Origin of the sequence: Microvirga vignae (assembly GCF_001017175.1) — a bacterium.
Taxonomy (GTDB): Bacteria; Pseudomonadota; Alphaproteobacteria; order Rhizobiales; family Beijerinckiaceae; genus Microvirga; species Microvirga vignae.
Genome location: NZ_LCYG01000063.1, coordinates 13,336 through 28,184, shown reverse-complemented (window position 1 = coordinate 28,184; position 14,849 = coordinate 13,336). Strand labels below are relative to the sequence as shown.

The 14,849-nt window shown below is 59.5% G+C and carries 13 protein-coding genes; 3 read left to right on the top strand and 10 right to left on the bottom strand.

Annotated elements, in window-relative coordinates:
* From AA309_RS23015 to AA309_RS23010, 3 genes are all read right to left on the bottom strand, one after another.
* The coding region (locus tag AA309_RS23015) for a D-amino acid dehydrogenase (RefSeq protein ID WP_047191372.1) at positions 1-945 on the bottom strand (945 nt) is incomplete at its 3' end.
* 12 nt (positions 946-957) lie between these two features.
* Complete coding sequence (locus AA309_RS34565) at positions 958-1,071, bottom strand: hypothetical protein (protein WP_483127777.1); 114 nt, start codon at positions 1,069-1,071, stop codon at positions 958-960.
* Between the two features lie 149 nt (positions 1,072-1,220).
* Positions 1,221-2,546, bottom strand: coding sequence for an NAD(P)/FAD-dependent oxidoreductase (locus AA309_RS23010; RefSeq protein ID WP_047191371.1), 1,326 nt, complete (start codon positions 2,544-2,546; stop codon positions 1,221-1,223).
* A 314-nt stretch (positions 2,547-2,860) separates the two neighbouring features.
* Here AA309_RS23010 and AA309_RS23005 point away from each other — a divergent pair, with 314 nt between their 5' ends.
* Positions 2,861-3,337: an Lrp/AsnC family transcriptional regulator gene (locus AA309_RS23005; protein WP_047191370.1), complete on the top strand. Its 477-nt coding sequence runs from the start codon at positions 2,861-2,863 to the stop codon at positions 3,335-3,337.
* A gap of 20 nt (positions 3,338-3,357) precedes the next feature.
* On the opposite strand, the gene AA309_RS23000 is transcribed toward AA309_RS23005, so the two are convergent.
* The 6 genes from AA309_RS23000 to AA309_RS22975 all read right to left on the bottom strand — a co-directional run bounded on the left by AA309_RS23000 (position 3,358) and on the right by AA309_RS22975 (position 10,972).
* Positions 3,358-5,019, bottom strand: a complete 1,662-nt coding sequence (locus AA309_RS23000) for an ABC transporter ATP-binding protein (RefSeq protein ID WP_047191369.1) — start codon at positions 5,017-5,019, stop codon at positions 3,358-3,360.
* Positions 5,016-5,882 (bottom strand): ABC transporter permease, encoded by an 867-nt coding sequence (locus AA309_RS22995; RefSeq protein ID WP_047191368.1) that lies wholly within the window; start codon positions 5,880-5,882, stop codon positions 5,016-5,018. Before AA309_RS22995 ends, AA309_RS23000 begins: the two co-directional genes overlap by 4 nt.
* Positions 5,879-6,829 (bottom strand): ABC transporter permease, encoded by a 951-nt coding sequence (locus tag AA309_RS22990; RefSeq protein ID WP_047191367.1) that lies wholly within the window; start codon positions 6,827-6,829, stop codon positions 5,879-5,881. Before AA309_RS22990 ends, AA309_RS22995 begins: the two co-directional genes overlap by 4 nt.
* An 82-nt stretch (positions 6,830-6,911) precedes the next feature.
* The gene (locus AA309_RS22985) at positions 6,912-8,522 is read right to left on the bottom strand and encodes an ABC transporter substrate-binding protein (protein ID WP_047191366.1); all 1,611 of its coding nucleotides are present in this window, start codon (positions 8,520-8,522) and stop codon (positions 6,912-6,914) included.
* 223 nt (positions 8,523-8,745) lie between these two features.
* A complete protein-coding gene (locus AA309_RS22980) occupies positions 8,746-10,122 on the bottom strand; it encodes an aspartate aminotransferase family protein (RefSeq protein ID WP_047191365.1) in 1,377 nt (458 codons plus the stop codon).
* A gap of 13 nt (positions 10,123-10,135) precedes the next feature.
* Positions 10,136-10,972, bottom strand: a complete 837-nt coding sequence (locus tag AA309_RS22975) for a GNAT family N-acetyltransferase (RefSeq protein ID WP_047191364.1) — start codon at positions 10,970-10,972, stop codon at positions 10,136-10,138.
* Between the two features lie 330 nt (positions 10,973-11,302).
* Here AA309_RS22975 and AA309_RS22970 point away from each other — a divergent pair, with 330 nt between their 5' ends.
* Both AA309_RS22970 and AA309_RS22965 read left to right on the top strand, forming a co-directional pair.
* Entirely contained in the window at positions 11,303-11,971 is a 669-nt protein-coding gene (locus AA309_RS22970) for a haloacid dehalogenase type II (protein ID WP_047191363.1), read from the top strand.
* Positions 11,972-11,986: 15 nt separating this feature from the next.
* Positions 11,987-13,264 carry an NAD(P)/FAD-dependent oxidoreductase gene (locus tag AA309_RS22965; RefSeq protein ID WP_047191362.1) on the top strand — a complete coding sequence of 426 codons (1,278 nt, stop codon included), beginning with the start codon at positions 11,987-11,989 and terminating at the stop codon, positions 13,262-13,264.
* Positions 13,265-13,383: 119 nt separating this feature from the next.
* On the opposite strand, the gene AA309_RS22960 is transcribed toward AA309_RS22965, so the two are convergent.
* Complete coding sequence (locus AA309_RS22960) at positions 13,384-14,838, bottom strand: NAD-dependent succinate-semialdehyde dehydrogenase (RefSeq protein WP_047191361.1); 1,455 nt, start codon at positions 14,836-14,838, stop codon at positions 13,384-13,386.
* Positions 14,839-14,849: the final 11 nt, after the last annotated feature.

Sequence of the window (14,849 nt, the reverse complement as noted above, 5' to 3'; positions counted from 1 at the left end):
TGTGCCACCGACCCGGATCCGGTTGCCCAGGCGGGTAATCCCGACCTTGAAGGTCTCGTCCATCACGGTCGAGACGGGCGCCGCGTCCGGGTTCACGATGGGCATGGTCAAGGAATAGCCCTTCACCGGGTAGACCGGCAGGTGGATGCCCAAGGGCTTCACCAGTTGGGGCGTGTAGCTGCCCATCGCCGCCACATAGGTGTCGGCGGTGAGCACCTCGCTGCCGTTCACCTGCACGCCGACAATGCGGTCCCCTTCCGTGAGCAACTTTTGAACAGACGTGCTGTATAGGAACCGGACGCCCAATTGCTCGGCGATGGCAGCGAGCCGCTGTGTAAACAGGTGGGCGTCCCCGGTTTCGTCACCGAGGAGGCGCAGGCCGCCGGCAACCTTGTCCCTGACGAGACCCAGCGCCGGCTCGACGCCGACGCATCCTTTGGGATCCAGGATCTCGTAGGGAACGCCATAGGCATCGAGAACAGCCGTGTCATCCCCGATTCCGTCAAGCTGCTTTTGCGTGCGGAAGAGCTGGAGCAGTCCTTTCTCTCGATGATCATAAGTGATGCCGGTCTCCTGCCGCAGGTCGCGCAGGCAGTCCCGGCTGTACTCGGCCAGGCTCACCATCCGGCTCTTGTTGCGCCGATACGCCTCCTCGCTGCAGTTGGCCAGCATATGCGCGAGCCAGCCCCAGAGGCGCAACTCGGTGCGCGGCCAGAGCACCAGAGGCCGATGCTTCATCATCAGCCACTTCATGGCCTTGATCGGGATGCCGGGAGCGGCCCACGGTGCGGAGTAGCCAGGTGAGACCTGTCCCGCATTGGCGAAGCTGGTCTCCATGCCGGCGGCGGGCTGGCGATCCACCACCGTCACCTCATGACCCTGTTTGGCGAGATAATAGGCCGATGCGACGCCGACGACGCCGCTGCCGAGAACGAGAACGCGCATGGTGTGTGATCCTCACGAATGGATGTACTGACGGTGGTAGCGGGATCCCAAACTGGTGAGCAGTTCGTAGCCGATCGTACCAGCCTTCCGCGCGAGGGCATCGAGGTCCTGGCCGGGATCGATCAGGTTGACCAGAGCTCTTGGCGGTACGGTCGCAAAACTTACTTTCTACTTGCCTATGCTAGCGGAAGCGCCGTGCCCCAGCGCCGTAGAATCAATGGCTTAGCACCGCCGCATCAATTGAAAACGACACTCTCCAGAAGCAGTGGACAGCCTCAAAAATCCGCAACCCTGCCCCATGCAGAGGCGCTTAGGCGTTCAGGCCGGTAGGGGCGTGGATCCACGATCGGTGGTTTACCCGTAATCAGGTCCGCAATGAGGTGGCCAGCCCCTGGTCCAATGCCGAAACCATGACCGCTGAAGCCGGCCGCCAGAATGAAGCCTGGAATACTCTCAACCTCGCCGATGGCAGGCACCCCGTCGGGCGTGCTGTCAATATATCCGGCCCATACGTTGGATATGGCCATTGGCCGCAAGCCTGGCATGAGGTCGCAAGCTCTCGAGTGGGTTAAGCGGATCTGCTTCATATCAGGCTTAGGATCGAGGATGCGGACTTTTTCCATTGGAGTCACTGCATCCAACCGCCATTTACGCAGAGTCTCATGTCCTTGACGCCATCCTTCCAGCCCTCCGGGCGCAAGGCTGCGCCACCGCCGCGCGAACATCGGAATGAACTCGCGAATAAAACGGAGTTGCTGCGGTGTTGGATCGACGCGCGCCCGACCGCTGATTGCAAGGGTATACCCGCCGTTGCTGCGCCGGGTCATTGAGATTTCTGCCGTATGTAATGCGTCGGGCAGATCGTTGGCGCCCGGTGCGACGGCCATGATCGAGGCTCGTATCGACGCCTGCGGGAAGCGAATGCCGAGCTGGTGACAGAAGGAAGATGCCCAGGCGCCGCCGGCCATGACGGCGACCCGTGTGCGTATGGTGCCCTTTTCCGTCACAACTGCGCTAACGCGGCCGGCGCTCACTTCAATGCCCCGTGCGGCGCAATTCTGATGTACGGTCCCGCCGGCCGACATAATGGCCCGTGCTGTAACAGGAACGGCTCGGGATGGGTCGGCCGTGCCATCACTTGGTGAGAAGACACCCCCCTTCCAAACACGACCGGTGGCTCGGCCACGTTCCGTTGCTTCCTGCTGGCTCAGCATATGAGTGGTGACGCCGACTGTCCGGGCGAAATCGCGCCATTTTGCCCAACCGGCCAGTTCGCTCTCATTTTGGGATAGATACAGGAGCCCGCAACGGCGGAAACCGGGGTCCTCTCCGGTTTCCTCGGCCAACTTCTCCCACAAATCGAGACTCTTTGTTGCCATGGGCAACTCGCGTGCGTCACGGTTCTGCTGGCGACACCAGCCCCAGTTCCGACTGGACTGTTCCGCACCGACAAGCCCCTTCTCCACCAGCGCGACCTTCACGCCGCGTCGGGCCAGATAGTACGCCGTGAAGACGCCGACCACACCGCCGCCGATGACGACGACGTCCGCCTCCTGCGGGAGATCGGGCGTTGTTTCAATATGTATGAGCGGCACTGACATGGCAGGTCTCCCGTCGTTTGGCGAGATCATAAGGGATTGCCCGCGGACCTATGCCCTGCAACGACACAGTGCGACGGAATCTCATGCTGTTCATACAAGGAATGACAGGCGATTGTTGTGGAAGACATCGATGACAATCGGCTTCGGGCGACCCATAAGGCGATTGCACGGCCAAGACCATTCACCCACACAAGCTTGTTCAGCCTCAGGAGCTGTTACACAGGCAAAACACGAGCGCCCACAGACGGGAGATTGCGGTGACGGCCAAAACCAGCATAATTCGGGAATATGAGATCGAGAATGCGCGGATACCAATGAAGCTCGACCGTATTGATCTGAAGATACTTTCAGAGTTGCAGAAGAACGGGCGCATCACCAATGTCGAGCTGGCAGAACTCGTCAATCTCTCACCCAGCCCCTGTCTGATGCGGGTCAAGAAACTTCAAACCGAAGGGTACATCGCCGGTTACTCGGCTCAAATCGATGTTTCCAAACTTGGCCAAACCCTGACCGTCTTCACGGAGATCACGCTCAAGAACCATCGTCAAATCGACTTTGCGCGCTTTCTCGCAACCGTCGATAAGATCGACGAGGTCATAGAGTGCCACCTTATTTCGGGCGGCTACGATTATCTGATGAAGTTCGTCACCTCCAGTATCGCAGAGTATCAGACGATTATGGAACGTCTCATTGATTTGGATGTCGGCATTGACAAATACTTCAGTTTTGTGGTGCTGAAGTCCCCGATCGTCAAAACGCACCTGCCACTCGACAAGATCTTCGAAGCCTGAACAAGGCCCTTCCGTTCCCTTCATCGTCTCGAATAGGCCTGCAGGAGTGCCGGGTCCTGCTCCAGGCTGTCGAGCCAACCCGTGTCGAGCTTCGGCACGGATGCAAACAACAGGCGGGAATAGGGGTGACTGGCCTCGCCGCCCATGGCATCCGGGTTTAATTGCTCGATCTTTTCACCGGCATACATCACCGCCACTTCGTCGCAGATCGCCCTGACTGTCGAAAGATCGTGACTGATGAAAAGATACGATAGGGAGAGTTCGCGCTGAAGCTCCTTGAGGAGCTCAATGATGGCGGCCCCAACGACGGTATCCAGTGCTGAGGTGATCTCATCGCAAAGAATGAGCTTGGCGTCAGCCGCTAAGGCGCGTGCCAGATTGATACGCTGCTTTTGTCCACCTGACAGCTCACCCGGCCTCCGATAGCGCAAAGCGCGTGGCAAGCGAACCATGTCGAGCAGGTGATCGACCCGTGCCTCAAGCTGCTTGCCGCCTATCCCATGATAAAAAATCAACGGGCGAGCCAGGATATCGGCAATCGATTTCGCCGGATTGAGTGCGGTGTCGGCGGATTGAAAGACGATCTGTATTTCGCGTAACTCATTGCGGCTGCGTTTGCGCAGATCCGGATCAAGCGGCTTGCCCTCGAACAGGATCTGGCCTTGCGCAGCAGGCAAAATCCCGGCGATCACGCGCGCTAGAGTTGATTTTCCACACCCCGACTCGCCGATGATTCCAAGATTCTTTCCACGAGGAAGCTCGAAGCTGACCTTGTTGATCACCCGCAGCGATGGCATTCTGGCATTGCCGATCTTGCCATACCCGGCCACAATGTCCTTGACGACGAGAAGCGGCGCCTCGGGCTCATTGCGCCCGCCAGCGATCGGGACGCGCGGGGCCGGCTCGAAGGCGTCGAGCAACTCTCGCGTGTAGGGATGTTGCGGACGCTGCACGATATCTGTGGTCAGGCCGACTTCCTGGATTTCTCCGTTCTTCAAAACGATGATGCGGTCGGCAATCTGCGCGACGACCGCGAGGTCGTGCGAGACATAGACGCCGGCTATTGCGCCTTTCTTCATCACCGACTTGAACGCACGAAGTACCTCGACCTGCGTCGTCACGTCGAGGGCAGTTGTTGGCTCGTCGAAGATCACGAGCTTCGGATCACCAATCAGGGCCATCGCCGCTGAAAGGCGTTGCAACTGGCCACCGGATACCTGATGCGGGTAGCGGTCGCCGATCGTATCGGGATCAGGCAAGGCCAGTCCCCGAAAGAGCTCAACTGCCTTCTCGCGCGCCTGCTCAATCGGCATCAAATGGTGGATCTTCGTCACCTCGATGACTTGGTCCATGATCCTGTGGGCAGGATTGAAGGAGGCGGCAGCGCTCTGCGGAACGTAGGATACTTCGGTGCCACGCTTGCTCGCGCGTTTGCGCTCCGGCAACGCGGAAATTTCCTGTCCGGCCAGCTTGACGCTGCCCTCGACAATGCGACATCCCGAGCGTGTATACCCCATCAGGGTCAGTGCGATCGTCGTCTTGCCGGAGCCACTTTCACCTATAAGAGCGACAATCTCTCCTTCGGCGATATCGAAGGAAACGTTGCGGATGATTTCAACCGTACGGCCTGAATCCGTCTTTGCATTGACCCGCAGGTTGCGGACTTCGACAAGATTGCTCATGACTCGCTCCGGTCTCGGATCTTCTGGGGCAGATTGTCGATCAGCAAATTGACGCTGATGGTTAGACTGGCGATTGCGATCGATGGAAAGATCACTGCCGGCGCCGCGAACGACAGCCCGCCGATATTCTCCTTAACCAAGGCGCCCCAGTCGGCGAATGGCGGCTGCACGCCAAGACCCAGAAAGGACATGCTCGACAGCAAAAGCACGATGAACACGAATCGCAGCCCAAAATCGGCCAGAACTGGGCCAATGATGCCAGGGAGGATCTCGGAGCGGATCAAATAGCCCAGCCCCTCGCCCCGGGCGCGGGCGACCGTCACATAGTCCATTGTATTGATATTCACAGCCAGCGCACGCGCAATGCGGTAGCAACCGGGCGTGTAGATGATGGCCAAGGTCACGATGAGGATCGGGATCGACGAGCCAACGGCAGCCACGATGACGAGCGCCAGGATCTTGCTCGGGATGGAGGTGAGGGCATCGAGCGTCCGGCTCAGCACAGTGTCGAACCATCCGCCGATTACCGCGGCTGTCATTCCCAGTGTGATGCCGCACAAACAGGCCAGGCAAACGGCAGCGAGCGAGATGCCGACCGTATAGCGCGCGCCGAGCAGGATGCGCGAGAGCATGTCACGTCCAAGATAATCTGTCCCCAACGGAAATTCGGCGGTCATCGGGCCGAAGAAGTCGAAGTCGACGATATCTCCGACCGGATGCGGGGCGATGAACGGCGCGAAGATGGCGACGAGGATCCATGCGACAATAATGAGAAACGATATCACGCCGACAAGGGGAAACCGGTATCCGAAGCGCGGCAGCCTGGTTTTCTGCGGTTTCGGCAGGGAAAGGGTCATGGTCATTGAAGCCTCGGATTTGAGATGATGGCAACGAGGTCGGCAATGGTGATGAGAAGCAGGTAGGCCAGGCAGAAGATCATCGCGCAGCTCTGGATCAGCGGCAGGTCACGGGTCGAAACCGCGTCAAGCATGAGCTTCGCAATCCCAGGATAGTTGAAGATCGTTTCGACAATGATCACCCCACCCAACAGGTAAGAAAGTGACAGAGCCACAGCATTGACGATCGGGCCGAGCGCGTTCGGCAGCGCGTGGCGGAGGACCATGCGCCGGCGCGATGCACCCTTCAGAAGGGCCATTTCAACATAAGGGGTGTTGAGTGTTTCGAGCACGGCGGCGCGGCTCATGCGGATCATTTGCGCGGAAACGACGAAGCTCAGCGTGATCACCGGCATAGCAAAGGCCTTCAGCAAGCCGCCGATTGATGTGACCTCATTGGCCATGGAAAGCGCAGGCAGCCAGCCGAGGTAGACCGCAAAAACGATGACGGCGATCGTTGCAACCATGAACTCGGGCACAGAGATCACCGAGATCGTGAAGATCGACACGATGCGGTCGTAGAGTGTCCCTCGCTTGATGGCGGCCGTGATACCAAGGGCCAGCGCAATGGGAACCGAGATCACCGCCGTTACCCCGGCCAGCTTCAACGAGTTGGCGAGCCGCCCGCCAATAAGATCGGCAATTGGCAGCTTGTTGACGTAGGAAACGCCGAAATCGCCCGTGAACAACTCTCCGAGCCAGTAGATAAAACGCAGGAAAGCCGGCTGATCGAGGTTCATGGCTGTGCGCAGCCCAGCCACCGCTTCGGGCGTGGCGGCTTGGCCGAGGAGAACTTCCGCAACGTCCCCTGGCAGCATCTCGGTCGCGAAGAAGATCGTGAAAGCGACGAAGAGCAGCGTCAAGAATGCGATGACTAGGCGTTTTGCGGCGAGTCTAAGTATGAGTGAGTTCATGGGGCGACATCCGCTGATGCATGATAGTGCCTCGAGTCGGACGCGCAGACTTCATTCTGCGCGTCCAAGTCAGATCAACTCTTTAAGCCTCAAGCCAGGCATGTTCCGCGAAAGTGTAACCCATCATGCCTCCAAGCGGATTGGGGGTGAGTCCCTTCAGCTTGGGCGAAATGGCGTCAACATTCGACATAAAGACAGGGATGACCGTGCCTGCCCCATTGGAAATCATGGCCTGCATTTCGCCATAGATCTGCTTGCGCTTGGCCTCGTCGAGGAGTCCGCGCGCTTCGAGCAGCATGCTGTCAAACTTCTCCGACTTATAGCCAGTCTCGTTCCAGGCCGCGTCGGACTTATAGAGCAGCGAGAAAAGGATGTCGGGAGTCGGACGTGCGTTGATATTGCCGAAGTGGACGGCATCCTTGATCCAGTGATTGGACCAGTAGCCGTCGGATGGGACGCGGTTGATCGCCACCTTGAGGCCGATCTTGGACGCCGCCTGCTGCACGACCACCGCATAATCCAGCGAGGAGTTTGCCGCCTCGGCGGCCGTGATCCGGATCTCCTGGCCAAGTATGCCAGCTTTTGCGAAGAGGGACTTAGCCCGTTCCGGATCAAACTCGCGCTGCTTCAGTTCGGCATTGTGATACTTGTTCCAATCCGGAATCGGATGATCGTTGGCGATCTCGGCCAGTCCGCGCAGGACCGATTTCTTGATGACGTCGCGGTTGATGAGGTATTTGAAGCCTTCTGCAACCCCCTGCTTGTCGCCGGGTGCCATGTCCAGGCGAACATTCAGGTTGGTGTAGCTACCGAGTTTCGAGATGAACAGGTTGGCCGCCGGGTTGTTCTCAAGCACGCGGAGCGAGCGCGGGTTGAGGTTGGCGGCGAGTTGGATATCGCCGGAGAGCAGCGCGTTCATGCGCGCCGTCTCGTCCCCGATCGCGAAGAACTCAAACCCTTCGAGGTTCGCCTTCCGCTCCTTCCAGTAATTCTCGTTGCGCGCCGCGATCGAGCGCACCCCTGGCTGGAATTCCTTCAAGACGAAGGGTCCGGTACCGTTGCCCTTCGAGAAGTCGGTCGTACCGTCGGCAACGATCATGAAATGATGTAGCGCGAGGATTGTCGGAAGATCGGCGTTTGGTGCTTGAAGCGTGATTTCAGCCGTCTGATCATCGACAGCCTTCACTTGGGCAATCTGCTTGGCGAGCGCGTTGACCTTCGAGCCAACGGCTGGATCCAGATGACGGTTGAGCGAAAACACGACGTCGGCCGAGGTCAGGCTCTTTCCGTCATGGAAGGTTACACCCTTGCGCAGCTTGACGATCCAGACCTTTGCGTCACTGCTTTCGATGCTCTCAGCCAACTCCATCGTCGTTTCGCCGGCACCGTTGATGAAGGTCAGGCGATTGTAGAAGGCAGAACAACGAACATAGTCGGTGGCGTTCGATGCTTTCGCCGGGTCGAGCGTATCCGCGGTCGAGGCGGAGAAGCCCGCAGCCTTGATGAAGCCGCCCTTCACAGGCTCGGCGGCAACAGCCGCCGTCGCGCGCCCGAGAATGGTGGCGCCGGTGGTCGCAGCGACCCCGCCCATGAACATCATCTGCAGAAGTTCCCGGCGACTTGCACCGCGACGAATGGCATTTTCGACCATCGCATCGTCGGAAGCAGTCCAGTTAGCAATCTTGTCGCTCATAGCAGTTCCCTTTTTATCTAGTGGCTGACTTCTGGTTATTTTTGTTGGCCTCCTCGGCGTAATCTTAAAAATCTCAGGCTGACCCAGCTCCGCTACCGATAAGGATTAGTTTGGCGGCTATTCCGCGCCGATTGCGCTGAATCGTGGATGGCTCACGGCACAAAATTGCGAATATGACGCGTCGGCAACATTTGTGCCGCGAGGTTGCCGGCTATAAACCCACTCATCCCGCCATCGCCGCACGAACATCCGGATCCTCCAGCGTTTGATCGAGCGTCATCTGCGTGCGATCGATAATTCTGTCGATGTCATCATCTGTGCAGCAGAGTGGTGGAGCGTAACCGATAACGCCGTTGGCGAAGGCGCGGATCACGAGTCCGTTCTCCCAGGCTCTGTCGAAGATCCGACGTGAGGGATCTGCCGCTGCCGGCAGCGGCGTCTTGCGTTGTTTGTCGGTCACGAGTTCGATGGCCGCTAACATGCCGCGCCCCCGGACATCGCCAACCAGTGGGTGGTCAGCGAGGGACTGCAGGCCAGCCGTCAGGCGCTTGCCTGCTCGAACGCCGTTCTCCAGCAACCCGTTTTCGTAGAGGCTCAGGCACTCCAGCCCGACCGCGGCGCTCACAGGGTGTGCCGAGTAGGTGTAGCCGTGGCCGATCGCCGCCATGCCGGCGCCGTCAGCGATGGTGTTGTAGACCCTGTCGGACATGAAGACGGCACCCATCGGCACGTAGCCCGAGGTTAGCCCTTTGGCAGTGGTCATGAAATCAGGCACGATTTCGTCTTCGAGGCATGCGAACAGGGGGCCGGTCCGTCCAAAGCCCGTAATCACCTCGTCTGCCACGAACAGAATATCGAGCTCACGGCAAACGTCGCGCATGGCCTTCATCCAGCCCTTCGGCGGCACCAGAACGCCACCAGACCCCTGGATTGGCTCGACATAGAAGGCGGCCACGCGCTCAGCGCCCAATTCGTTCACCTTGGCTCGCAGCGCCGCCACGGAAGCATCGATGATGGCCTGAGGCTCCGAGCCGACCGGATTGCGATAGGCGTAGTGCGACGGGATCTTATGCTGCCAATCATACGGCACCCCGAATCCCGTGTGGAACACCGGCAGTGCCGTCAGGCCAGAGCCGGCCGTTGAGGACCCATGGTAGCCCTGCTCGACCGAGATGAACTGATCTTTTTTGGGGGTGCCCTTGGCGTGGTAGTAATAGCGGATGAAGCGGATGGTGCTGTCGACGGCGTCCGATCCGCCAAGAGTGAAATAGATGTGGTTGAGGTCACCTGGCGCACGGTCAGCAAGCTCTGCGGCCAGGCGGATCGCCGGTTCCGAACCCAGTCCGAAGTACCCGGTCGCATAGGGGAGCTCGCGCATCTGGCGGGTTGCGGCCTCCACGATGCTGTCTTGACCGTACCCGGCATTGACGCACCAAAGGCCCGCGAAGCCATCGACCAAGGTGTGCCCGGTCGAATCCGTCACCGATGCCCCCCTGCCGGATTTCAGGACGCGCACGCCTCTTTTCTCATGCCCGCGATAGGAGGCAACGGGATGGACCAGGTGGGCGCGATCAAGCTCGATCAGTGAATTGTTCAGCATGTTAGTCTCCAACTTAACCCAGCGCCTGGTTGACCAGTGCATAGGTACGGTATGATGTTTCGGCTCGTTCCAGCTTGCGACCGCGTTGCATCGGTATGCCACCGCCGACGCGAGCGAGCCCGCGCCCGATGAGCCAGGGACCAAGCCCGGTGGACAGTTCGGTGTCGAGGCGGACGAACTCCCCTTCATGGTGCGCGAGCAGGAAGTCGATCAGGTCCTTGGCTTGTTGGCTGCTCGCTGCAACGACCGGTCCGATGACGAGGCCGCGACCGAAGGCGCGCAACCCCGCAAATGCAACGACCTCTCCCTGTTCCCGGATGACTGCGAACTGGGCCGCTTGCCGAAGAACGCTCATGAGCTTGCTACGATCAAGATTGCAGGTTGCGCGATCGAGTGCGCACATCCTTCCATGCTCATCGTCGCGCGCCCAGAACACATTTGCCGGGGCCTCGACCTTCAGAGCTTGCCCCTGATGCTGGACGATCTCGCCAACCGCAACGAAACCGAGTTTTTTATAAAGTGGCAGGCCCTCTGTTGTCGCGACGAGCCGGCAGTTGCGCGCGCCAGCCTTTTCCAGCGCGGCATCCATCAGCTTCCGGCCAAGTCCGCACCCCCGCATGGCCGCATCCACAATCACCATGTTGATCACAGCGGCATCAGAGCCGAAAGGCGTCATCATGGTCGTCGCGACAACACGGCCATCGTGCAGCGCCACGATGCCCTCGCTGACCGACAACACCAACTCCCAATCCTCGCGGCGATGAGGCCAGCCCGCCTCGCGCGAGAGCAGGACGGCTCCGTCCAGATGTTCGGTCTCCATCGCTTCCAGCGAGATCTGTTCTGCAGTCATTCCGTTTTCCGCGTCGGGTTTCGTGTCGCTCTATGAATAGACCGGGCCCAGAAGCAGCTCCTCCTGACTCCAGCGCCTGATCAATGCTTTTGCGCTTTCTGTGGCCCCCACTTCCGCATCTTATGCCGCTCGCGCAACACTACGGGCCGATGCTGTGGGCTTCCGCCCCTAACGGCGAGTGCTTCTGGAAAACTCTCTGCCGCACCCGTCATCCAATACGGAACATTCTGCTTTCCGTCGGACCGAATGCGGTGATTAGTCCGCAAGGAGGATCCCTATGATGCGTGTAGGTCGGCATGCGGTGCCGGCGTCATTACAAGGATTGACCTCATGAGCCAGTTTCGGCCGAAATACATCACCTTCGACTGCTACGGCACGCTGACCAACTTTGACATGGCCGGCGCGGCAAAGAGAGTCTATGGCTCGCGGCTGTCCCCCGCTGCGATGGCACAGTTCATCAAGGATTTCGCGGCCTACCGGCTGGACGAGGTCCTCGGTGCCTGGAAACCCTACGCCGAGGTCGTGCACAGTTCCGTCGAGCGCACCTGCAAGCGCAACGGTGTCGCATTTCGACCGGAGGATGCCCAGTGCATTTATAAAGAGGTGCCGACATGGGGTCCGCACCCGGATGTCCCGGCGGGTTTGGCCAAGGTTGCCAAGGAGATTCCGCTGGTGATCCTTTCGAACTCCATGAACAGTCTGATCATGTCGAACGTGGAGAAGCTTGGTGCACCCTTCCACATGGTCATCACGGCGGAGGAAGCGGGTGCCTACAAGCCGCAGATGAAGGGCTTCGAGTATATGCTCGACAAGCTCGGCTGCGGACCCGAAGACATCACCCACGTTTCCTCCTCCTTCCGCTATGACCTGATGACTGCCTATGACATGGGTATAAAGAGCAAGGTCTGGGTGAACCGCGGCCACGAGCCTGCTAACTCCTTCTATGAGTACACGGAGATCAAGGACATCTCGGGCCTGGCTGGCGCAGTGGGTCTGTAATAAGGAACCGGCAAGATGCAGTTCAAGTCTTACTGGCACGACACCGCGCCTCCACTTATAAGAGCGGAGCAGGGGCCTGCCGAAGGACATTATGACGTCGCCATCGTCGGTGGCGGTTTCACGGGTCTTTCTGCTGCGCTGCATCTTGCCAAGGCTGGCGTGCGTGTCGCCGTTCTGGAGGGCGGAACGGTTGGCTCCGGCGCGTCCGGGCGAAACGGCGGTCACCTCAACAACGGCATCGCCCACAGCTACCTGGCCGCCAAAGCGCATCTTGGGGCGGATCGTGCTAAGGCGCTCTACCGCGCCTTTGACGACTCGATTGACTCGATCGAACGCATCGTCAGGGAAGAGACGATTGACTGCGCCTTTCGTCGTTCCGGCAAGCTGAAACTCGCGTCAAAGCCGGCGCATATGGATGCACTGGCCCGCAACTTCGAGGTTCTTCACCGGGAGGTGGACCCAGACACGGCGCTCTTGCGCCGCGAAGACCTTGCCGCCGAGGTTGGATCGGACGCATTCCACGGCGCGATGCTCTCGCGAAAGAGCGCTATGATGCATATGGGGCGGTACGTCACGGGGCTCGCCACGGCAGCTACCCGTTATGGAGCCACCATTTACGAGAATGCGCTTGTCACGCAACGCCGTCAAAGCGACGGCCGAACCGAACTTGTGACCCCCCGCGGCACCGTTGCGGCCAATACAGTCATATTGGCAACCGGGGCCTATACGACGGAGAACTTCCCGTATTTTCGCCGCCGGATCATTCCCGTCGCGAGCTTCATCATCGCCACAAGGCCGCTGAGCGAGAGCGAGATCGCCGCGACCATGCCGGGCAACCGCACCTACGTGACGTCGATGAATATCGGCAATTATTTCCGTCTGGCCCCGGACCGACGCATGATCTTCGGGGGCCGGGCGCGCTTTTCTGCCACGTCCGACCAAAGATCCGACGCCAAGAGCGGTGAGATCCTGCGCGCCAGCCTCGCAAGGCTCTTCCCGCATTTGGCCCGGGTGGAGATCGATTACTGCTGGGGAGGTCTTGTCGACATGACACAGGATCGGTTCCCACGCGCCGGTTTCGCCGATGGCGTGTGGTTTGCCATGGGTTATTCAGGCCACGGCGCGCAGATGTCGACACAAATGGGCATACTGCTCGCCGACGCGATCATGGGCAAAAGCGATCGCAACCCGGTCAATGGCCTCGAATGGCCGGCCATTGCCGGGTACTCTGGCAAGCCATGGTTCCTGCCGATGGTCGGCCTCTACTACAAGATGCTCGACAAGATCCAGTGAGTGGGCTCCGACGATGAGAGCAATTGAGAAAGGCGGCTTGTGCCGCCTTTCTCATATATTGCGTGCTGCGGGCATCGACAACGCCTGACAGAGATGATCTTCCGGCGCACCGCGCCGGCCTAGCTCAACCCTCCCACATGCAAGGTTTTTACCTCCAGATACTCTTCGATGCCGAGTTGCGATCCTTCACGCCCGATGCCCGACTGCTTGACGCCACCAAACGGCGCCACTTCTGTGGAGATGGCGCCGGTATTCAGCCCGACCATCCCGAATTCCAGTGCCTCGGCCACGCGCCACGAACGGCTGAGATTCTGCGTATAGAAGTAGGCTGCAAGTCCGAACGGCGTGCCGTTGGCAATCTCGATGGCCTCATCTTCGGCTTCGAAGCGAAAGAGCGGCGCGACTGGTCCGAAGGTTTCTTCCGACGCAATCAGCATCTCAGTGGTTGCGCCACCCAGCACGAGAGGCCTTGCATATTGCTGGCCAGCTGGAACAAAGTTGCTTTCCGAGAGGATGTGTGCGCCCTTCGACAATGCATCCTCGACGTGCCGTTCGATCTTATCGATGGCGGCCGCGTTAATCATCGGGCCGATCACCACTCCGTCCTCGGTACCAGGGCCAACCTTCATCTGTGCCACGCGTTCGGCCAGTTTGCGCGCAAAAGAATCGTAGATACCGGATTGGACGAGGATGCGGTTGGCGCACACGCAGGTCTGGCCACCGTTACGGAACTTCGATGAGATGGCGCCTTCCACCGCGAGATTGACATCAGCATCGTCGAACACGATGAACGGAGCGTTTCCACCCAGCTCGAGGCTCAGCCGCTTGATGCTATCGGCCGCGCCGCGCATCAGGAGTGCGCCGACGCGTGTCGACCCTGTGAAGGAAATCTTCCGCACGGTTTCGTTGCCGATCAGCTCACCACCAATCTCGGCGGGCATGCCTGTGACGATGTTGATGACACCTGCCGGGATTCCGGCCCGCTCGGCCAGAACGCCGAGAGCAAGTGCCGAGTAGGGCGTAAATTCAGACGGTTTTATTACTACCGTGCAGCCGGCCGCGAGCGCAGGCGCAACTTTACGGGTGATCATTGCATTGGGAAAGTTCCAAGGTGTAATGATCCCGCAGACGCCGACGGCCTCCTTCAGAACCAGGATCCGCCGATCTGGTGTTGGCGACGGAATGGTACTCCCGCCGATGCGGCGCGCCTCTTCGGCAAACCATTTGACGAAGCCAGCGCCATATCGAATCTCGCCGCGCGCCTCGGCAAGCGGCTTGCCCTGCTCGAGCGTCAGGATAAGGGCGAGATCCTCTTCATGTTTGAGCATGAGTGCGTGCCAAGCCTCAAGGAGCGCTGCCCGCTCTGCATGCGTCTTCTTCTTCCAGTCCTTGAGAGCGCGTGATGCCACCTCGATTGCGTCACGGGTTTCCGCCGCGCCCATGTCGGGAATTGTTCCGAGCACCGACTGTGTGGCCGGGCTGATGACGTCAACGGTTTTGCCAGAGTTTGCATTCTGCCACGCTTCCCCAATCAAGCCGCGCTGGCGAAATAGGTCAGTATCCTTCAACTGCATGTCAGGTTTCC